17 protein-coding genes and 2 tRNA genes are annotated in these 19,514 nt (G+C 73.7%); 6 read left to right on the plus strand and 13 right to left on the minus strand.

Features of this window, described 5'->3' with window-relative positions; genetic code table 11:
• The first annotated feature begins 97 nt into the window (after nucleotides 1–97).
• Nucleotides 98–670, plus strand: coding sequence for a DUF5709 domain-containing protein (locus AC5L34_RS00720; protein WP_441175678.1), 573 nt, complete (start codon nucleotides 98–100; stop codon nucleotides 668–670).
• A 50-nt stretch (nucleotides 671–720) separates the two neighbouring features.
• Here the strand turns inward: AC5L34_RS00720 and AC5L34_RS00725 are convergent, their stop codons facing one another.
• Both AC5L34_RS00725 and macS read right to left on the minus strand, forming a co-directional pair.
• A complete protein-coding gene (locus AC5L34_RS00725; protein WP_363894464.1) occupies nucleotides 721–1,380 on the minus strand; it encodes a response regulator in 660 nt (219 codons plus the stop codon).
• Between the two features lie 76 nt (nucleotides 1,381–1,456).
• Entirely contained in the window at nucleotides 1,457–2,584 is a 1,128-nt protein-coding gene (gene macS / locus AC5L34_RS00730; protein WP_494823631.1) for a MacS family sensor histidine kinase, read from the minus strand.
• A 120-nt stretch (nucleotides 2,585–2,704) separates the two neighbouring features.
• Between macS and AC5L34_RS00735 the strand changes: the two genes are divergently transcribed.
• On the plus strand, nucleotides 2,705–3,172 hold the full coding sequence (locus AC5L34_RS00735) for an ATP-binding protein (RefSeq protein ID WP_494823632.1): 468 nt from the start codon (nucleotides 2,705–2,707) through the stop codon (nucleotides 3,170–3,172).
• Nucleotides 3,173–3,202: 30 nt separating this feature from the next.
• On the opposite strand, the gene AC5L34_RS00740 is transcribed toward AC5L34_RS00735, so the two are convergent.
• The gene (locus AC5L34_RS00740; RefSeq protein WP_363626154.1) at nucleotides 3,203–4,141 is read right to left on the minus strand and encodes a ribose-phosphate diphosphokinase; all 939 of its coding nucleotides are present in this window, start codon (nucleotides 4,139–4,141) and stop codon (nucleotides 3,203–3,205) included.
• 110 nt (nucleotides 4,142–4,251) lie between these two features.
• On the opposite strand from AC5L34_RS00740, the gene glpK reads away from it, so the two are divergent.
• Entirely contained in the window at nucleotides 4,252–5,736 is a 1,485-nt protein-coding gene (gene glpK / locus AC5L34_RS00745; protein ID WP_441175675.1) for a glycerol kinase GlpK, read from the plus strand.
• 79 nt (nucleotides 5,737–5,815) lie between these two features.
• Here the strand turns inward: glpK and AC5L34_RS00750 are convergent, their stop codons facing one another.
• The gene (locus tag AC5L34_RS00750) at nucleotides 5,816–6,649 is read right to left on the minus strand and encodes a phosphoribosylaminoimidazolesuccinocarboxamide synthase (protein WP_357714366.1); all 834 of its coding nucleotides are present in this window, start codon (nucleotides 6,647–6,649) and stop codon (nucleotides 5,816–5,818) included.
• 165 nt (nucleotides 6,650–6,814) lie between these two features.
• Here AC5L34_RS00750 and AC5L34_RS00755 point away from each other — a divergent pair, with 165 nt between their 5' ends.
• Nucleotides 6,815–8,146 (plus strand): ABC transporter substrate-binding protein, encoded by a 1,332-nt coding sequence (locus tag AC5L34_RS00755; protein ID WP_441175674.1) that lies wholly within the window; start codon nucleotides 6,815–6,817, stop codon nucleotides 8,144–8,146.
• Nucleotides 8,147–8,403: 257 nt separating this feature from the next.
• Here AC5L34_RS00755 and AC5L34_RS00760 read toward each other — a convergent pair whose 3' ends face one another.
• The 7 genes from AC5L34_RS00760 to AC5L34_RS00790 all read right to left on the minus strand — a co-directional run bounded on the left by AC5L34_RS00760 (nucleotide 8,404) and on the right by AC5L34_RS00790 (nucleotide 15,715).
• Entirely contained in the window at nucleotides 8,404–8,652 is a 249-nt protein-coding gene (locus tag AC5L34_RS00760; RefSeq protein WP_101412639.1) for a hypothetical protein, read from the minus strand.
• Between the two features lie 252 nt (nucleotides 8,653–8,904).
• Nucleotides 8,905–8,981 (minus strand) — tRNA-Met (locus AC5L34_RS00765).
• A 718-nt stretch (nucleotides 8,982–9,699) separates the two neighbouring features.
• Nucleotides 9,700–9,776 (minus strand) — tRNA-Met (locus tag AC5L34_RS00770).
• Nucleotides 9,777–9,870: 94 nt separating this feature from the next.
• Entirely contained in the window at nucleotides 9,871–10,815 is a 945-nt protein-coding gene (locus AC5L34_RS00775; RefSeq protein ID WP_494823633.1) for a hypothetical protein, read from the minus strand.
• Nucleotides 10,805–11,314, minus strand: a complete 510-nt coding sequence (locus tag AC5L34_RS00780; protein ID WP_363893918.1) for a SigE family RNA polymerase sigma factor — start codon at nucleotides 11,312–11,314, stop codon at nucleotides 10,805–10,807. The genes AC5L34_RS00775 and AC5L34_RS00780 overlap by 11 nt, the downstream gene beginning before the upstream one ends.
• A 164-nt stretch (nucleotides 11,315–11,478) precedes the next feature.
• On the minus strand, nucleotides 11,479–14,523 hold the full coding sequence (locus tag AC5L34_RS00785) for a UPF0182 family membrane protein (RefSeq protein WP_494823634.1): 3,045 nt from the start codon (nucleotides 14,521–14,523) through the stop codon (nucleotides 11,479–11,481).
• A gap of 178 nt (nucleotides 14,524–14,701) precedes the next feature.
• Complete coding sequence (locus AC5L34_RS00790; protein WP_441175671.1) at nucleotides 14,702–15,715, minus strand: YlbL family protein; 1,014 nt, start codon at nucleotides 15,713–15,715, stop codon at nucleotides 14,702–14,704.
• Nucleotides 15,716–15,828: 113 nt separating this feature from the next.
• Between AC5L34_RS00790 and AC5L34_RS00795 the strand changes: the two genes are divergently transcribed.
• On the plus strand, nucleotides 15,829–17,136 hold the full coding sequence (locus tag AC5L34_RS00795) for a zinc-dependent metalloprotease (protein WP_441175670.1): 1,308 nt from the start codon (nucleotides 15,829–15,831) through the stop codon (nucleotides 17,134–17,136).
• 156 nt (nucleotides 17,137–17,292) lie between these two features.
• Here AC5L34_RS00795 and AC5L34_RS00800 read toward each other — a convergent pair whose 3' ends face one another.
• Both AC5L34_RS00800 and AC5L34_RS00805 read right to left on the minus strand, forming a co-directional pair.
• Nucleotides 17,293–17,904 (minus strand): hypothetical protein, encoded by a 612-nt coding sequence (locus AC5L34_RS00800; RefSeq protein ID WP_494823635.1) that lies wholly within the window; start codon nucleotides 17,902–17,904, stop codon nucleotides 17,293–17,295.
• Between the two features lie 230 nt (nucleotides 17,905–18,134).
• Entirely contained in the window at nucleotides 18,135–18,665 is a 531-nt protein-coding gene (locus AC5L34_RS00805; RefSeq protein WP_088998547.1) for a M48 metallopeptidase family protein, read from the minus strand.
• A gap of 547 nt (nucleotides 18,666–19,212) precedes the next feature.
• Here AC5L34_RS00805 and AC5L34_RS00810 point away from each other — a divergent pair.
• Entirely contained in the window at nucleotides 19,213–19,380 is a 168-nt protein-coding gene (locus tag AC5L34_RS00810) for a DUF5679 domain-containing protein (protein WP_012014940.1), read from the plus strand.
• The last annotated feature ends 134 nt before the right edge of the window (nucleotides 19,381–19,514 follow it).

Raw genomic sequence — 19,514 nt, forward strand, 5'->3', positions numbered from 1 at the left:
CCCGATCCTGCCCCGCCGTCCCCGGAGATACCCCTTCCGCCCGGATGGCCACGGCCGGCACCGGTTATGCCGCCAGGGAGGTGGGTAGTGGTCAGCCATGCGCGACGACGAGTACCCGACCCCCGTGTCCGACCCCGAGGCGGAGGGCCTGCCCGACACCGCCGACGACGACTCGACCGCCAACGACGACGTCCTGACCGGACGCGAGGCGGACGGCCCGGAGCCGGCCCAGCTGCCGGGCGACCGGACGCCGGTCGCGGTGGACCGGTTCGGGACCACCGCCGAGGAGCAGCTCGACGGCGAGTCGCTCGACTACAAGCTCGACCGGGAGCGGTACGAACGCCCCGCCGACGATCCGCTGGCCGGCCCCGTCGACCCGGACATCGCCGCCGAGGCCGACAGCGAGGAGGCCGCGGCCCAGGCCCAGCTCGACGCGGACGTGCTCGACCCCGGCCCCACCTCCGACCCGAACTCGCCGGTCTCCCTCTACGACCACGGCCAGCTCGGCAGCGTCGCCGACGCCGAGGTCGGCCGGCTCGTCGAACCGGACGAGGGGGCGCACACCGACCAGGAGACCGACTCGGTGGCGTACGACGCCGGTTCGGCCGGCGGCGGCGCGAGCGCCGAGGAACTGGCCATCCACGAGACGCGCCCACCGCACTCGGTCTGAGCCGTCGCGGGGTCGTCGGGGAACCCTTCGGGGTGGTTCCCCGGCGGCCCTCAGTCGTCCAGGCCCCGTTCGATCGCGTACCGGGTCAGCTCGACCCGGTTGTGCAGCTGGAGCTTGCCGAGCGTGTTCTGCACGTGGTTCTGCACCGTGCGGTGGGACAACCCGAGCCGCTCGGCGATCTGCTTGTAGGACATCCCCTTGGCGACCAGGCGCAGCACCTCGGTCTCCCGGTCGGTGAGCCGGGGTGCCGGGCCGGCCCCCCGAACGTCCCGCCCGCCGGGTTCGGCACCGCCCGGGTCGGCCGCGAGCCGGCGGTACTCGCCGAGCACCAGCCCGGCCAGGCCGGGCGTGAACACCGGCTCCCCCGCCGCCGTCCGGCGCACCGCCTCCAGGAACTCCGCCGGGGCGGCCGACTTCACCAGGTAGCCGGTGGCGCCCGCCTTCACCGCGTCCAGCACGCTCTGCTGCTCGCCGCTGGCCGAGAGCATCAGCACCCGCACCTGCGGCAGCACGGCGCGCAACCCGTGGATCACCTCCACCCCCGAGACGTCCGGCAGTTGCAGGTCGAGGACGACCACGTCGGGCCGGGCGGCGGCAGCCACCCGTACCGCCTGCCGGCCCTCTCCGGTGGTGGCGACGACGACGTGGCCGGCCTCGGTGAGGTCCCGGGCCACCCCCTCCCGCCACATCGGGTGGTCGTCCACCACCATCACGCGCACGCCCGTCACGGCCGTACCTCCTTGGTTCGCGACTGCGGGGATCGCAGACCCGGCTCACTCCTCGCGCTCACCGGCCCTCCCTTTCCACAGTCAGTTCCAGCTCCGTGCCGACGCCCGGCGCGGAGATGATCCGCACCGTGCCGCCGAGGTCGGCGAGGCGGCCCCGGATCGACCGGGCGACGCCGAGCCGGCCCTCGGCGGCGGCCTCCTCCAGCCGGCCGGCCGCGAAGCCCGGCCCCTCGTCGCGGATCGACACGGTCACCGTCGTCCCCTCGTCCTCGACCAGCACCCACGCCCGCCCGTTTGTGTGCCGGGCCACGTTGTCGAGGGCGGCGGCGGTCGCGGCGGCCAACTCGTGGGCGACGGGCCCGGGCAGCGGCACCGGGGTCGCCGGCGCGGAGAGCGAGACCGTGGCCGAGGCGTACCGGTTGAGCAGCCCGCGCAGGTCCACCGGCCCGCCGTCGACGACGGTCCCGGCCGACGCGGCGCCGCCGATCAGGGCGCGCAGCGCGGCCTCCTGCTCCCCGGCGAGCCGGGCCAGCTCCCCGGCCTCGCCGTCGAGGTGGGCGCCGCGCCGCTGCACCAGCGCGAGCACCTGGAGCACGGAGTCGTGGATGTCCCGGGCCAGGCGCTCCCGTTCCCGGGTGGCGGCCTCCAGCTCGACCGCCCGGTGCAGCCGCTCCTCGGCGGTCACGGCCAGCCGGGCCACGTGCCCGACCACCACCCCGGCGAGCAGCAGCAGGATCACCCCGGTGAGCGAGGACCCGCCGATCCGTTCGCGGGTGACCAGGTCCGCCGCGCCGAGCACGAGGGCGGCGACCGTGCCCCGCCGCCGGCCGCCGGAGACCGCCCAGGCCAGCACCGGGCCGGCCAGCCAGGCCACCGCGAGGGTGGGCACGCCGGCGGCGAGCGCCGCCCGCCCGATCACCCAGGGGGTGGCCAGCATGATGCCGAGGACGACTCCCAGGTCGGCCAGGAGCAGCGGCCAGCGCCGGCGGGCCGGGTCGGCGTAGCCGACGGCGGTCACGCCCGTCCAGACCGCCATCAGCAGGACCAGGGCGGCGGCCGCCAGCGGGTGGGCGTACCGGTCGGCGTCGCGCAGCGCCAGCGCGCAGACGTACGCCAGGGAGGCCACGCGGAACACGGCGATGGCCCGCCAGAGCGGGACCTCGAAACCACCGGGCGGCGTCGACACGCCCGTCACGATGCCACAGCGGGCCACGTCGGCCGACGGGCCGCCGGATGCGCCCGGCAGAACCCTGACGTACGGTGGAAAAGCCGCAAAAATTCCGCGATCCGCTGTCGGGACGGGGCCATGACGAATGCGGAACCCGGCGCACAGCGTACGGTTGTGCCCATCGAATCTTCCCTCCTCATCGCCGAGGCCTTCGAGCAGGCCCAGGTGACCGAGCTTCGCCACTCGGTCACCTCCTGCGCGCACGCCGCCGGGCTGAGCGGGCAACGCCTGGACGACTTCGTGCTGGCGGTCAACGAGCTGATCACCAACGCGGTCCGGCACGGCGGCGGCCGGGGCTGGCTGCGGCTGTGGCAGCAGCCGGGGCAGCTGTTCTGCGAGGTCTCCGACCACGGGCAGGGGATCAGCACGCAGCGGCTGGGCGACCGGAGCCGCCCCGCCGCCGACACCGCCGGCGGGTGGGGTCTCTGGCTGGCCCGCGAACTGAGCGACAGCATGGACGTCGAGACCGGCGCGCGCGGCACCACGGTCCGCATCAGCGCCGCCGTCGAGGCCCCCCAGCACACCGGCCGCCACCGCGCCGACTGACCGCCGCACAGGGGCCGGCGGCCGGACGGATCAGGCGAAGAGGGCGCTCACCGATTCGCCGTTGTGGATCCGGCGCATCGCCTCGGCCAGGGCCGGCGCCACGGACAGGACCCGCAGCTTCGGCACCCGCTTGTCGGCGGGGATCGGCACCGTGTTCGTGCACACGATCTCCAGCACGCCCTCCTGCCCGCTCAGCCGCCGCAACGCGTCGCTGGAGAAGAGGCCGTGCGTGCAGGCCAGGCGGATCGAGCGGACCTTCAGCTCGCGCAGGTGCTCCATCAGCTCGATGACCGTACTACCCTTGGCGATCTCGTCGTCGAGCACGATGACGTCCCGGTCGGCCACGTCGCCGATCACCGCACTGATCTTGACCCGGTCGTCGCTGAACCGCTGCTTCGCCCCGGCGGCCACCGGGGTGCCGAGCCGCCGGGCGAACGCCGCCGCCTCCTTGGCGTTGCCGAGGTCCGGCGAGACCACCACCGTGTTGCCCAGGTCGTAGCGGCTGAAGTGGTCGGCCAGCTCGCGCAACGCGTGCAGGTGGTCCACCGGCACGCTGAAGAAGCCGTGCACCTGCGGCGAGTGCAGGGTCATCGCCAGCACCCGGTCCGCGCCCGCCGAGGTGAGCAGGTCGGCGACGAGGCGCCCGCCGATCGAGATGCGCGGCGCGTCCTTCTTGTCCGACCGGGCGTACGCGTAGTGCGGCAGCACCACGGTGATCCGGCCGGCCGACGCGCCCCGGGCCGCGTCGATCATGAGCAGCAGCTCGACCAGGTTCTCCTGTACGGGCGGCACCAGCGGCTGGATCAGGAATACGTCCCGCTCCCGGCAGTTCGCCTGCAACTGCACTTCCAGGCAGTCGTTGGCGAACCGGGACACCCGTACCGGGTGCAGCGGCACGTCGAGGTGGGTGCAGATCTCGGCGGCGAGTTCGGGGTGGGCGGTTCCACTGAAGACGGCGATGTCACGCACGTCCGCACATCGTACGGACGCCACCCCGGCCCGCCCCCGTCCGGGGCCGGGACCGGCAGGCCGGGCGCGGCCGGTCGGCGGGGCGTCGCCACTGCGGGTACGGTGCTGCCGTGACCCCCCAGTACGTCGCCGCCATCGACCAGGGCACCACCTCCTCGCGGTGCATCGTCTTCGACCGCGCCGGGGAGATCGTCTCCGTGGCACAGCGGGAGCACCGGCAGATCTTCCCCCGGCCCGGCTGGGTGGAACACGACGCCGAGGAGATCTGGGAGAACGTCCAGCGGGTGGTCCGCGAGGCGCTGCACGGCGCGGGCACCGACGCCGCCGGGCTCGCCGCCGTGGGCATCACCAACCAGCGGGAGACCACCGTCGTCTGGGACCGGACCACCGGCCGGCCGGTGACCAACGCCGTCGTCTGGCAGGACACCCGCACCGGGCCGCTGCTGCGCGAGCTCGACCAGGCGTACGGCGAGGAACGGTTCCGCTCCCGCACCGGGCTGCCGCTGGCCACCTACTTCGCCGGGCCGAAGCTGCGGTGGCTGCTGGAGCACGTCGACGGCCTGCGCGAGCGCGCGGAGGCCGGAGAGGTGCTCTTCGGCACGATGGACAGCTGGCTGATCTGGAAGCTGACCGGCCGGCACGTCACCGACGTGACCAACGCCAGCCGCACCCTGCTGATGGACCTGGGCACCCTCGACTGGGCCCCGGAACTGCTCGACGCGATGGGTGTACCGGCCGCGATGCTGCCGGAGATCCGCAGCTCGGCGGAGGTCTACGGGGAAGCCACGGGCGTCCTGGCCGGGGTGCCCGTCGCCAGCGCGCTCGGCGACCAGCAGGCCGCCCTGTTCGGGCAGACCTGCTTCCAGCCGGGCGAGGCGAAGTGCACCTACGGCACCGGCAGCTTCCTGCTGCTCAACACCGGCGCCAGCCCGGTGCCCTCCACCCACGGCCTGCTCACCACGGTCGCCTACCGCATCCACGGCCAGCCCGCCGCGTACGCGCTGGAGGGGGCGATCGCGGTCACCGGCTCGCTGGTGCAGTGGCTGCGGGACAACCTCGGGCTGATCTCCGCCGCGTCCGAGGTGGAGGAGCTGGCGCGCACCGTCGACGACAACGGCGGCTGCTACGTCGTACCGGCCTTCTCCGGGCTGTTCGCCCCGCACTGGCGCAGCGACGCGCGCGGGGTGGTCGCCGGCCTGACCGGTTACATCACCAAGGGGCACCTCGCCCGGGCGGCGCTGGAGGCGTCGGCCTGGCAGACCCGCGAGGTGGTCGACGCCATGAACGCCGACTCCGACGTGGCGCTGCGCCGGCTCCGGGTCGACGGCGGCATGACCGCCAACGGGCTGCTCATGCAGTTCCTCGCCGACGTGCTCGACGTGCCGGTGGTCCGGTCCCGGATCACCGAGACCACCTGCCTCGGCGCGGCCTACGCGGCCGGCCTGGCGGTCGGCTTCTGGCCCGACCTGGCGACGCTGCGCGCCCAGTGGCGCTCCGACGCGCAGTGGGAGTCGACGATGGCGCCGGCGCACCGGGAGCAGGAGCTGCGCAACTGGCGCAAGGCCGTCCAGCGCACCCTCGACTGGGTGGACTGACCGCCGCGCCGCCCGGCTGGCTGGCGGACTGGCGGACTGGCTGCGAACGTCGTCGCACCCCCGGTCGGCGGCCCGGGGGTCAGTCCCAGCGGTTGCCGGTGAGCTTCTCGTAGACGTCGACGTAGCGGGCCCGGGTCGCCTCGACGACCTCGGCCGGCACCTCCGGCGCCGGGGCCTGCTTGTCCCAGCCGCTCTCCACCGCCCAGTCGCGCACGTACTGCTTGTCGTAGGAGAACTGCGCCCGGCCCGGCTGGTACGACTCCGCCGGCCAGAACCGGGACGAGTCGGAGGTGAGCAGCTCGTCGCCGAGCATCAGCGTGCCGTCGGGCGTCCAGCCCAGTTCGAGCTTGGTGTCGGCGACCAGGATGCCCCGGTCGGCGGCCAGCTCGGCGCCCCGGCGGTAGACGTCGATCGTGATCCGGCGCAGCCGCTCGGCGGTCTCGGCACCGACCTTGTCCACCACCTCGGCGAAGGTGATCGGCTCGTCGTGCTCCCCCACCGGCGCCTTGGTCGACGGGGTGAAGATCGGCTCGGGCAGGATCGACGCCTCGACCAGGCCGCGCGGCAGCTCGACGCCGGAGACCGCGCCGGTGCGCTGGTACTCCTTCAGGCCGCCACCGGTCAGGTAGCCCCGGGCGACGCACTCGACGGGCACCATCTCCAGCCGCCGGCAGCGCACGGCCCGACCGGCGAACTCGGCGGGCACGTCGGTGGCCGAGACGACGTGGTTCGGCACCAGGTCGGCCAGCTGCTCGAACCACCACAGCGACAGCGCGGTGAGCAGCTTGCCCTTGTCGGGGATCGGCGTCGGCAGCACCACGTCGTAGATCGAGATGCGGTCGGAGGCGACCAGGATCAGGTCGTCGCCGTCGGCGTAGACGTCCCTGACCTTGCCCGAGTGCAGAAGTTCCACGCGCCCTAGTACACCATGCGGGCCGGGTACGGCCTCGGCCGGAGGCTGCGGGCATCGATGCGTACGCCTGGGATGCGGTGGTGTGGCCGGACGTACGTTGACACCCCTCCCCGCGCCTGCGTGAATGATCCGGCCGCCCGCCCCACCGGTCCGCCAGGAGTTTCCGTGCCCGCTGCCCGATTCCCGCTGCCCCGCGCCGGAGCGGACCCGGGCCGGCGTCGGGTGCTCGCCGCGTTGCTGGGCGCGCCGGTGCTCGCCGCCGGCGGGCTCACCGGGTGCAGCGAGGACCAGGCGGCCCCGGAGGAGACCGGGCCGGTCGAGCTGTCGGTGTTCTGGTACGGCGGGGCGAAGCGGGCCGAACTCACCGAACGGGTGCTGCGGCTCTACACCGACCGCAATCCCCGCGTCGGTTTCCGCATCACCTGGCAGGGCGCCGACGGCTACTACGACCGGCTGGCCACCCAGGCGGCGGGCGGCAACGTGCCCGACCTGATCCAGATCGACGACGGCATGCTCACCGAGTACGCCCGCCGCGAGATCGTCCTCGACCTCAGCGCCTACGTCGCCGACCACCGCGTCGACCTGCGCACCCTGCCCCCGGGCCTGGTCCGCTACGGGCAGGTCGACGGGCGTACGGTCGGCGTCGCCGCGGGACAGAGCACCGCGGCCGTCGTCTACGACCGCACGCTGCTGCGCCGGCTGCGGCTGCCCGAGCCGAGCACGGGAATGTCCTGGACGGAGTACGTCGCCTGGGCGCGGCGGGTCACCCGGGTCGGCGAGGGCCGGGTGGCCGGCACGATGGACCCGTCCGGCGACCACCGGGCGTTCTGGCTCTGGCTGCGCGGCCAGGGAGGTGAGTTCTACCGCGACCGCCAGCTCGGCTTCGGCGCCGACGCGCTAACCGAGTGGTTCGAGCTATGGCGGCGCGCCCGCTCCGGCCGGGCGACCCCGAGCGCGGCCCTCGTGGAGCAGGCCGAGGGCGGCGAGCCGACGCGGCAGCTCGTGGTCACCGGCGCCACGGCCGCCTCGTTCGCCTGGTCGCACCAGCTGCCGGAACTCCAGCGCCTCACCGACTCCGAACTCGGCGTGGCCGCCATGCCGGGCCCTGTCGAGGCACAGTGGCACCGGGCGTCGATGTACTGGGCGGCCTTCCGCGGCACCCGACACCCCGCCCTGGTCGCAGACGTGATCAACTTCCTGACGAACAACGGCGAGGCGGGGACGGCGCTCGGCCACGATCGCGGTGTCAGCCCCAGCCTCGCCGTACGGAGCTTCGTCGAGGGCAGCATCACCGACCCGGCACAGCGGCGCGCGGCGGCCCTCGGCGCCGCGTTGGCCGCCCGGCTCGGGCCGGCGCCCAGCCCGCCTCCGCAGGGACACCTGCGGGTGCGGACACTGCTGTTGCAGGCCGCCGAGAGCGTTCGCGGCGGCGAAACCGGCCCCCGGGCGGCAGCAGCCCGCTTCCTGGCACGGGCGGACGCGGCGCTGGCCGGGTAGGCCCGGACACGCACGCCTGCCGCGCGAGCCATGCCGGGTCGGGTGCGCCGCCCCTGCGGGCGGCCATCCCCAGCTCGCCCCGACGGGCCACCGGCTCGGGTGTGGCGGGGCGCCGCGCGGCACCCCCGCCGCCGCTCCGGGCGGCCACCGCCAGCCTGCCCGGAAGGGGGCACCGGGTCGGCTGCTTCGACCGGGGCCGGGTCGAAGCAGCCAGCGCCTCGACCGAGGCGAAGCATCGGCGCGGTGGCGCCCCTACCTCAGCGCGGCGGGCCACCCCGGCGGTTGCGCATCATGCGCAGGAGGAGGAAGACGACTCCGGCGACCACGACCAGGCAGCAGAGCAGGCCGATGAAGCCGAAGCCGCCCCCGCGCCGCCGCCGGGCGGCCTCCACCACCAGCTCACCCGTGCCGGTGGACGCCCAAGCCGCGACGGGCACGAACACCGACAGCACGACCGCTCCGAGGACGGTCGTCAACCGGCCCCACCACTTACCGAATGCAGACATGCCAACATCCTCGCCGACAACCGCAACTCCGGCACGTCGGTCGGGGAGGAATCCGCCGCCCTGCCGCCCTGCCGCTCGGCCGGCAGCCTTCCCGTGCCCGTGCCGTGCACGCCAGCGTCAGACGCGGACAACAGCGGGAGCGGAGGCGAGCACGGCAGGCGGCACGGAGCCGGGGGCCGAATGCTCGTCGGGCAGCGGGTGGGCCCGGAAATGCGGAACGACCCCGGAGTAGAGTCCGGGGTCGTTCCGTCGTGGTAGCGGGGACAGGATTTGAACCTGCGACCTCTGGGTTATGAGCCCAGCGAGCTACCGAGCTGCTCCACCCCGCGTCGGCTCGTTAACTGTAGCGCACCCGACGCCACGATGATCAGCGGACCCCCGATCCCGCCGCAGTCCCCCCTCTGACCAGCACAAACCGGCACCAGAGAACCGCACGAGGCCCACCCCGGCTCCCACCCCGTCCGACGCGGCGGCCGCCACGGAACCTCTCGCCCGCTCCGAACTCCTCCCCAAGCACGAACACACCGCCTCCTTTCCCGCGAACGGCCGGCGATCAGGACGTCATGGACGTCATCCAGGGTCTTGGGGTCCGTGGCGTCCTGGTCACCGCTTGGCCGGGTGGGTGACGTGGAGGTTGGCACCGGCGCTGAGCCGGTGAGGGTGCTCAAGGCCGATGGCGGGTGCGTCAGTGGCCGAGGCGGAGTGACCGGCGTCATACGTCCGTCCGCGCCGGCACCGCCCGGGGCCGGCACCACGATGGCGGATTGCGGCCCGCCGCACCGGGACGTGAACGGCCACCGCGGGGACAGGGCACGGCCGAATGACCGGGCGTGGCCGGCGGACGGGCAGCAGCCGGGCCCGCCAGCGGCTGAAGGCAGGCAACGGCGGGGCAGGCAGGCCCGCCAGCGGCGGGGCAGCCAGGCAGCGGCAGGCAGCGAGCGCCAGGCAGGCAAGCAAGGCGGCAGGCGGCGGGCCACAGGTGGCGGGCAAGGGGTGGGACCGAGAATGCGGAACGGCCCCGGAGTGAACTCCGGGGCCGTTCCGTCGTGGTAGCGGGGACAGGATTTGAACCTGCGACCTCTGGGTTATGAGCCCAGCGAGCTACCGAGCTGCTCCACCCCGCGTCGGTTCGTACACCGTATCCCACTGGCCCCCGTCGCCGCAAAACGACCCCGGCGGTACGCCGCCCGGGTCTGCCCGACCCGGGCGGCGTACGCCTCAGCGCAGCCAGTCCTCGATCGCGGCCACGGCCCGCCGGCTGTCGGCGTCGACCTGCGAACGGGGCGAGGAGGTGCCCTCCCAGCCCTGCTCCCAGAGCACGGTCACCACGTCGTCCACCCGGATCGCCCGGATCAGCCGGACCTCCTCGCCGCCCGTGGGGTTGCCGTCGATGTCCCGGGCCGGCGTCCGGATCTCGAACAGCACCGACCCGTCACCGAAGCCGTCGTCGGCGAGCAGCCGCAGTCGGGAGGTCGACGCGTTGCCGCCGCCCACCCCCGGCTGCGTGGGACAGCCCCGCACCGCCGCCCGCAGCTCGCGGAGGAACTCGTCGGCCCGCCCGGGACGGTAGAGGGTGACAGTGTGGGCGTAGCTGCCGTCCGGGACGTACCCCTGCGGGGTCTGCGGCAGCTTGTAGGCCAGGATGCGGGTGCGGCGCTGCACGATGCCGGCGTCGCTGCGGTAGCGGGCGTCGCAGAGCGCGGGCAGCGCGTCGGTGTCCCGGAAGAACGGCTCGATGCCCGTACGGTTCGACGCGGCCTGGACGAAGAAGGCCCGGTCGGGGACGCTGCCGGGCGCCCGGGGCGGGGCGGCGCGGGTGCTGCCGGTCGCCGCCGGCGTGCCCGTCGCCCCCGGTGTGCCTGCGGTCGGGGCGACCGGTCCGGCCGTGGCGGCCGGCGGGGTGGCCGCGGTCGGCGCCGCCGGCACGCTCGACGGCGGCGCGACGGCGGCGGACGGCACGACGGGCCCGCGCTCCTCGGCGAGCACCAGCCCGGTGCCGGTCGCCAGCCCACCGACCAGCAGCGCCGTCCCGAGCGCGGTGCCGGTGATCCGCCGCCGGGCCCGCCGGTCGGCGCGCCCGCGCAGCTCCTCGGGGAGGGCCAGGGTGCGGCCGTCGGCGTCCTCGGCGAGCGACCGGTAGAGCTCGGACAGTTCACGCGACATCGTTCGCCTCCAACTCCTCCGCGGGCAGGCCGGGCAGCAGCGTGGCCAGCCGCGCCCGCCCCCGCGACAGCCAGGACTTCACGGTGCCGGTGGGCACCCGGGTCTCCCGGGCGATGTCCTGCACCGACATGTCGAAGAGGTAGTGCAGCGCGAGCGCCTGCCGCTGGGCGGTCGGCAGCCGCCGCAGCGCGCCCGCCAGCAGCACGGCGTCCTCGTTCGGTGGCGGCACCGGCTCGGGCGGGCCCGTGCGACTCAGCGCGGCCCGCCAACCCTGCAACCGGCGCCACCGGTCCGTGGCGAGCCGGGCGACCACGAGCCGCAGCCACGCCTCCGGTGCCGGGTGGGCGGCCAGGCCGCCCCACTGCCGCCAGGCCCGGGCGTACGCCTCCTGCACCAGGTCCTGCGCCTCGGTGTGGTCACCGGCCACGGCGTAGCCGTAGCGGAGCATCCGTCGGGAGGTGCTCCGGTAGAACTCGTCGAAGCTCGTCGCGTCTCTCATGTCTCCGACCCACGCTCCCCGGTCATTCCCGCCTCTTGCAGGGAAGACGGCGCCGTGGGGCGGCGGGTTGCGGGTGCCGGGCCGGCCGTCGCCAACACGACAGCGCCCCCGGCGTCGGGACCGGTTCGGTCCGTGGGCCGGGGGCGCCGCGAGGGTGGTACGGGTCAGCCGCCCGGGTTCGGGGAGGCGCTGCCACCCGGTGCCGGGGACGCCGGGGCGCTGGCACCGGGCGACGGGGACGCCGGGGCGCTCGCCCCCGGGGTCGGGGCGGAGGCGGCCTGCTGGGCCTGCTGGAAGGCGGTGAGGGCCTCGTCCAGCGCCTTCAACGCGCGCCCGTACCGCTCGAAGTCGCCCGAGGTCTGCGCGGCCCGGACCTCCGCGATGGCGGTTTGCACGCGGTTGGCCGCCTCGGCCAGCTCGCCGGTCAGCGGGGGCGCGCTCCCGCCCGGCGGGGTGCCCCCGGGCGGCGGCGGGGTCCCGCCGGCGGGCGGCGGGGTGCCCGGGGTGGCGGCCTGCTTGCCCTGCTCGATGAGCTGCTTGATGCCGTCGGCCACGTTGGTGGCCAGCACCACGTAGGAGCCGCCGTCGCCGTAGGACATCAGCACCCGTTGCAGCAGCGGCGGCGCGTTCTGCGCGGCGGTCTTCACGTAGACCGGCTCGACATAGAGCATGCCGTCGCCGAACGGCAGGGAGAGCAGGTTGCCGTACTGCACCTGGGCCTGCTGGGACTGCAGCAGGTTGAGCTGCTGGCGGATGTTGGCGTTGTTGGTCATCGACTGGTGCACCTGCACCGGGCCGGAGATCCGGGTCTGGTCGGGCAGGTCGAGCACCTCCAGCCTCGGCTGCCCGTCCACGTACGACCCGGAGATCAGCGCCGCGAGGTTCTCCCGGCCGTTCGGGGTGACCGCCGAGGTGAGCTGGAAGCGCGCCGATTCCTGGCCGGGGAACTGCGTGAAGAGGTAGTAGGGCGGCTGCTTCTGGCCGGTGTCGGGGGCGTCCGGCACGTTCGGCACCTGCCAGAAGTCCGTCTCCGAGTAGAAGGCGCCCGGGTCGGTCACGTGGAACCGGGTCAGCAGGTTGCGCTGCACCTTGAACAGGTCGGCCGGGTAGCGGAAGTGCTCGGCCAACTCCGCCGGGATCTCCGCCTTCGGCACCACCAGGTCGCCGCCGAACGCCTTGTTCCACGCCTTGAGCACCGGGTCGGTCTCGTCGAACTCGTAGAGCCGGACCGTGCCGTCGTACGCGTCGACGGTGGCCTTCACCGAGTTGCGGATGTAGTTGACGTTCTCCCGGGCGAGCTGGAAGGTGCCCCGCCCGGTCAGCTCGTCGGCGGTCTGCTCCTGAAGGTTGACGCGCTCCGCGTACGGGTAGGTCGCCGCCGTCGTGTAGCCGTCGATGATCCACTGGATCCGACCGTCGACCACGGCCGGGTACGGGTCGCCGTCGAGGGTGAGGAACGGGGCGACCTTCTCCACCCGGTCGCGGGGGTTACGCACGTAGAGCAGCTTGGAGTTGTCGTTGACCGCGTCGGAGAGCAGGAAGTTCGACTCCTGCTCCTTGATCGCGTAGAGCAGCCGCCGGGTGAACGAGCCGATCTCGACGCCGCCCTCGCCGGTGTAGGTGTAGGACTCGCCGCCCTCGCCGACCGGGCGGTCGAACTCCGCCTTCCGCTCCGGGTCGCTCTGGCCGACGATCGCGTAGTCGCTGGCGTCCATCCGCTCGCCGTAGTAGACGCGGGGCTGCTTGGCCGCGATCTGCTCGGTCTGCGAGGCGCACTGCTCGCTCGTCTGCTGGCCCTGCTCCTTCTGCTGCTCCTGCGGGTCGCCGAGGAAGCCGGAGACGAAGAAGGGCTGGCCGCCGCAGACCACCCGGTTGCCGGGCGCCGCCACCAGCCCGTAGCCGTGGGTGTAGACGGTGTGCCGGTTGATCCAGGTGTTCTGCTGGGGGGTCAGCTGCCGGTAGTTGACCTCGCGGAGGCCGACCACGTAGTCCTGCACCCTGCCGTTGACGCCGTAGCGGTCGACGTCCAGCTTCTCGCCGAAGTCGTAGAACTGCCGGACCTGCTGGCGCTGGGTGTACGTCTCGGAGACCAGTTGCGGGTCGAGCAGCCGGATGTTCGGCACCACGGAGGTGTCCGTGGCGAGGGTCGCCGGCGGCGTCAGGTTGCTCGCCGCGTACGGCGTGGTGGTGGCCGCCTCCAGGCCGAACGCCGCGCGGGTGGCCTTGATGCTGCGCTCGATGTAGGGCGCTTCCTTCTCCTTCGCGCTGGGCTTGACCTCGAAGGTCTGCACCGCCCAGGGGTAGACGCCGCCGATGGCGACGGCGGAGACGCCCAGCAGGGCCAGCGAGATGCCCGGCCAGACGAGGTTGCGCATCCAGGCGTTGGAGAAGACGATGATCGCGATCGCCACCACGATGGAGATGTAGGCGAGGATCTCCTTGGCCGGCAGCAGCGCGTTGACGTCGGCGTAGCCGGCGCCGTAGACGGGGCCGTTGCCGTACTCCAGCAGCATCGCGCGCCGGTCCAGCACGTACGCGAGCGCCTTCAGCAGGACGAAGACCGCGACGAGCGTGCTCAGGTGGGCCCGGGCGGCGTTGGTCATCCGGTCGCCGACGCCCTGGAGTCGGACGCCGCCGAAGATGTAGTGCACGGCGAGCGCGCCGATCACGGAGAGCACCACCGCGGTGAAGCCCACCCCGAGCAGGTAGCGCAGGAACGGCAGCTGGAAGACGTAGAAGCCGACGTCGACGCCGAACTCCGGGTCCTTCACGCCGAAGTCCCCGCCGTTGCGGAAGAGCAGCCACTGGTTCCACCGGCTCTGCGCCGACAGCCCGGCGAAGAGGCCGACCACGGCGGCGACCAGCGCGATCCACAGGCCGAGCCGGGGGCCCAGCAGCATCCGGTAACGCTCCAGGGTGGCCTGCTCGGGCGAGTGCGGGCGCATGCGCGGGCGCAGCCGTTGGGCCAGCCAGAGGTTGCCGCCGACGATCAGCGCCATGCCCAGGCCGACGACGAAGAAGAGCAGCAGCCGGGTCGTCAGCACCCCCGTGAAGACCCCGGTGTAGCGGACCTCGTCGAACCACAACCAGTCCGTCCACGCCTGGACACCCCAGCCCAGCAGGGTGAAGAGCACGAACACCCCGACCAGGACACCGATCGTGACGCGTCCGCGTCGGCTCATCCTCGGCAGGGGGCTGCTGCTCTTCATGACCACTGTTGGCTCCGCACGCTCGATGTGATCGGCTCCGACCAGGCACCCAGAGTACGGGGTGTTTCTGAACGTGTCGGTCCAAGGTCACACGGCGTCGCGCCGCGCGGCGGAAGAGTCGATGCACGGGCGGCCGGTGCGGGCCCGCCACGTACGCCGGGAGCGCCCGCGCGCGTGGTCAGCAGCGGGCCGGCTGGCCCCCGGCGCGCAGCGCCTCCAGCGCGGTCAACGCCTCGTCCAGCGAGCCGACCCTGAGCAGGGGCAGCCCGGGCTGCGGGTTGCGTACGGCCTCGGCGCAGTTCGCCGCCGGCACCAGGAACGCCACCGCGCCGGCGTCCTTCGCGCCCACCAGCTTCTGGGCGATGCCGCCGATCGGGCCGACCTGCCCGGAGTCGTCGATCGTGCCGGTGCCAGCGATGATCTTCCCGCCGGTCAGGTCCTCCGGGGTCAGCTTGTCGACGATGCCGAGGGCGAACATCAGGCCGGCGCTCGGCCCGCCGATGTCCTCCAGGTCGATGTTCAGGGTGAACGGGTGCGGCTGCTGCTGCTCGATCTCCACGCCGATGCGGGGCCGGTTGTCCTGCTCCCGGCTGGTGACCTTCGCCGTCGCGGCGACGCCGCCGCGGGTGTAGCCGATCTCCAGCGCCGTCCCGGCTGGCTTCGCCCGGATCAGCTCCGTGAGGCGGACGGCCACCGGCACCGGCTGCCCGTCGACCGAGGTCAGCACGTCGCCGGGCTTGAGCACACCGGCCGCCGGGCCGTCGGCGGCGACGGTCTTCACGACCACCTGCACCGGGTAGCCCAGTTCGCGCAGCGCCGCGGTCTCCGCGCTGGTCTGCGAGGTCTTGAAGTCCTCCGCGTTGCGCTCCTCGACCTCCTCGCGGCTCTCCCCCGGCGGGTAGACCAGCTCGCGCGGCACGACCGCCTCGTCGTCGGAGAACCAGCCCTGGATGGCGGAGCGCAGCTTGACCGAGGGCTGCACGCCGACCGTGGTCAGCCGCAGCTGCCCGGCGGAGGTGGACGTCTCCCGGCCGGTGATCTGGATGACCTCCTTGCCGTTCTCCTTGCCCAGCGTGTTGACGGTCGGCCCGGGGCCGAGCACCACGTACGGGATGGGCGCGCCGAGCACGCCGATGCTGAGCAGAGCGGTGAGCAGAGCACCGAGCAGGACGGTCACGCCGCGACGTCTCATGCGGCAGAGCGTACCGACCGGGATCGGGGCCTCCGGCGGGTGAATCGCGACTTCGCCCTCAGCGCAACGCCAGCGGCGGCTACCTGGGGCGCGGCGCGCGTACCGTAGACGTCGTGCCTGATATTCCGTTCGGTTTCGCGCTCCCGGGTGGGCAACCACCAGACCCCAACGATCCCGCGCAGATGCAGCAGTTCATGTCGCAGTTGCAGCACCTGCTCTCCGCGTCGGGCAGCGGGCCGGTCAACTGGGACCTGGCCCGGCAGGTGGCCGCCAGCCAGCTCGCCGCCGCGGGCGACCCGGCGGTGTCGCCCTTCGAGCGCAACGCGGTGGAGGAGGCGTTGCGGCTCGCCGACCTGTGGCTGGAGCCGGCCTCCGCCCTGCCCTCGGGGATCCAGACCTCGCTGGCCTGGAACCGCAACGAGTGGATCTACAAGACGCTCGACGTCTGGCGCAAGCTCTGCGACCCGGTGGCCAGCCGGATGGTCGGCGCGATGGGCGACCTGGTGCCGCCGGAGGCGCGCGCCCAGCTCGGCCCGATGCAGTCGATGGTCGCCACCCTCGGTGGCGCGCTCTTCGGCGGCCAGCTCGGCCAGGCGCTCGGCTCGCTCGCCGCGGAGGTGCTCTCCGCCGGCGACATCGGGCTGCCGCTCGGCCCGGCCGGCACGGCCGCGCTGATCCCGGCCAACATCCGGGCGTACGGCGAGGGCCTGGAGCTGCCCGAGGACGAGGTACGCCTCTACGTGGCCCTGCGCGAGGCGGCCCACCAGCGGCTCTTCCAGCACGTGCCGTGGCTGCGCGGGCACGTGCTCAACGCCGTGGAGATGTACGCCGCCGGCATCCGGGTCAACCGGGAGGCGATCGAGGAGGCGATGGGCCGGGTCGACCCGACCGATCCGGAGTCGATGCAGGCGATCGCGCTGGAGGGCATCTTCACGCCGGAGGACAGCCCGGCGCAGAAGGCGTCCCTGGCCCGGCTGGAGACCGCCCTGGCCCTGGTCGAGGGCTGGGTGTGCCACGTGGTGGACAGCGCGGCGAGCGGCCGGCTGCCCAACGTCGTGAGCCTCGGCGAGGCGTTCCGTCGTCGCCGGGCCGCCGGTGGCCCGGCGGAGCAGACCTTCGCGGCGCTGGTCGGCCTGGAACTGCGTCCGCGCCGGCTGCGCGAGGCGGCGGCGCTGTGGGCGGCGCTCACCGAGCACCGGGGCATCTCCGGCCGGGACGCCCTGTGGGGCCACCCCGACCTGCTCCCCTCCGACGACGACTTCGCCGACCCGGTGGCCTTCGCGATGTCCGAGTGGGACCTCGGCGAGTTGGAGAACTTCGACTTCAGCGCGCCGGGCGGCCCGGAGGAGAAGTCCCCGGGCGAGCCGGGGCAGCGGCGCCCGGACGACGGCACCGAGGACGGCGACACCAGCCGCCCCTGATCGCGTCGACGACGAGGGCCGCCCGACCCACCGGGGTTCGGGCGGCCCTCGTCGCGCGATCCGGCAGCCCACGTCGGGCGGCCCTCGTCGCGCGGTCGGGCAGCCCGGCCGTGGTCCCGAGCGGGTCAGCGGGGGCCGAGCCCGGTCAGCGCTCGGTCAGGACCGGGCGGCGCCGGAGAGCAGGGCGCGGGTGGTCTCCCACCCCTCCACCGCCGGGTCCAGGAAGGCCAGGTCGTCCGGCCCGCGCAGGCGCCGCCAGGTGGGGGTGACCGCGAGGTCACCGGGTCGCGGCGCCGCCGCGCGCACGGCCGCGGGCCGGGCGGTGTCCAGGTCCAGCGCCGGGAGCCAGCCCGGTACGGGCAGTCGCGCGGCCACGCCGAGCAGCCCCGGTGCACCGCCCTCGACCGGCGCGACCGCGACCGGCCGGGTGGTGAGCGGGCGCAGCAGCTTGCCGATGGTCAGGCCCGGCACGTCGGGCGCGTCCCCGGCGATCACCGCCGCCTGGTCGTAGCCGGCGCCGGCGAGGGCGGCGAAGACGGCGTTCGGCGTCGCCTCGGGCACCTCGTACACGGCCGTGTCCGGCCAGATCACCGCGTCGGCCAGCGACCGGTCGGCTGCGGTGACGGCGACGGCCGTCTCCACCTCGTTGAGCGTGGCGAGCAGGTCCACCACGTCCTCGGCGAGCGCGGCCCGCCACTCCACCGGGTCGGTGCCGGGAGGCGCCCAGGCCACCGGTCCGAGCAACGCCACCACCACACGTCGGGCCACGCCCCGACCCTAGCCGGCTGCCCGGACGACGGCCGGACCGACGTCCGGCTGCCCGGCTGCGCCGGCTGTTTGCCGCGCGACGCGTGCAGAACGAGTCTTCGAGATCTTGGTAGGAACCGGCCCCTGGAGGGGCCGGTTCCTACCAAGATCTGCCGTCTCCGTGGAGCGAGCCGGCGCTGAGCGAGCCGACGCGGAGCGAGCCGACGCGGAGCGAGCCGGCGCAGACGGCGTCAGTCCGATGGCGGGGTGCCGGAGGCCGCTGCCACGCCCTCCAGGTAGCCGCGCGCCCGCTCGGTCTTCGGGTAGCGCGCGACGAGCGCCCAGAACCGGGCGTTGTGGCTGGGCACGATGAGGTGCGCGAGCTCGTGCATGAGTACGTAGTCGATCACCCAGTCGGGCATGTCCCGGACGCGGTGCGAGAGGCGGATCGTGCCGTCGTCGGGGGTGCAGGACCCCCACCGGCCGTTCTGGTTGGTGACCCAGCGGACGCTCGTCGGTACGGCCTGCGTGCCGTGCTCGGCGAGGTAGAGCTTGATCAGTCGGGTGGCCCGGGCCAGCAGTTCGGCGTCGGACCGGGCGAGGCGCCCCTCCCGGGCGGCGAGCCGGGCGAGCATCCGGTCGACCCACTCGCTCTCCTCGGCGCGGGAGAACTGGTCGGGGATGAGGACGACAACCCGTTCACCGTCGCGGTACGCGGACACCGTGCGTCGCCGACGCTGGCTGCGCCGCACCTCGACGACCGGCTTCCGCGTCCCTGCCATCAGTGGGCCGCGCAGCCTCGGATTCCTGTCACGAAGGAAAGCTAATGCGTACTGACCAGGGGTCCGCAAGGGTCAACACCCCGACACTCGCCCGGAAAATGGTGATTGGTCGGCAGGAGTCCCAAAAAATCTTTTGCCGGGCCCTCGCAATACGCCGCCGTCACCCTTCGTGGCGGCCGATTTCGGCGCGACGGGTCGGACCTGCGGTTGCCGCCGGCGGGAGCGGGGCGACACCTCCACCGTAGGTGATCTCCGCAGCGCGCGCAGCTCGGGGTGCCCCGCACGGGGCATCTGACCGGGTTCGGTCGGCGTGTCCCCGCCAAACTGACTTATCCGACGTAATTCGCCGTGCACACTCTCGACGTCGACTTGCTCACAGTGACGAAGCACAGCTGACATGGAACTGCCCAGACCTGGGTAGGGTCCGCGGACCAGCGGTCACGAGCGTGGCCGTGGGAGAACGACCCAGCGCCGGTGCCCGAGTGGCCCCGCCGCCGGGAACCCCGCCGGGACGGCATCGGCCGGCGGACGAGACGAGGAGGGCACCGTGGCCGACCAGGCCCAGACCTACAACGGTTACTGCGTCAAGTGCAAGGAGAAGCGGGACTTCGAGGGCCGCGTCGAGGTGTCGAAGACCGGGATGAACATGGCCAAGGGCAAGTGTCCGGTCTGCGGCACAACAGTGAACCGCATCCTGGGCAAGGCGAAGGTCTGACCCGTACGGATGCGTCGGAGAGGGCGGCCGTCGGCCGCCCTCTCCGGCATGGCCACACCTGATCCGGGTCGGCCGCCCGGCGGCCGGCTCACCCCGGGCGAACCGGCCGGGAACACTGTCGGCTCGCCGACATG

This window comes from Micromonospora sp. ZG13 (genome assembly GCF_059359355.1).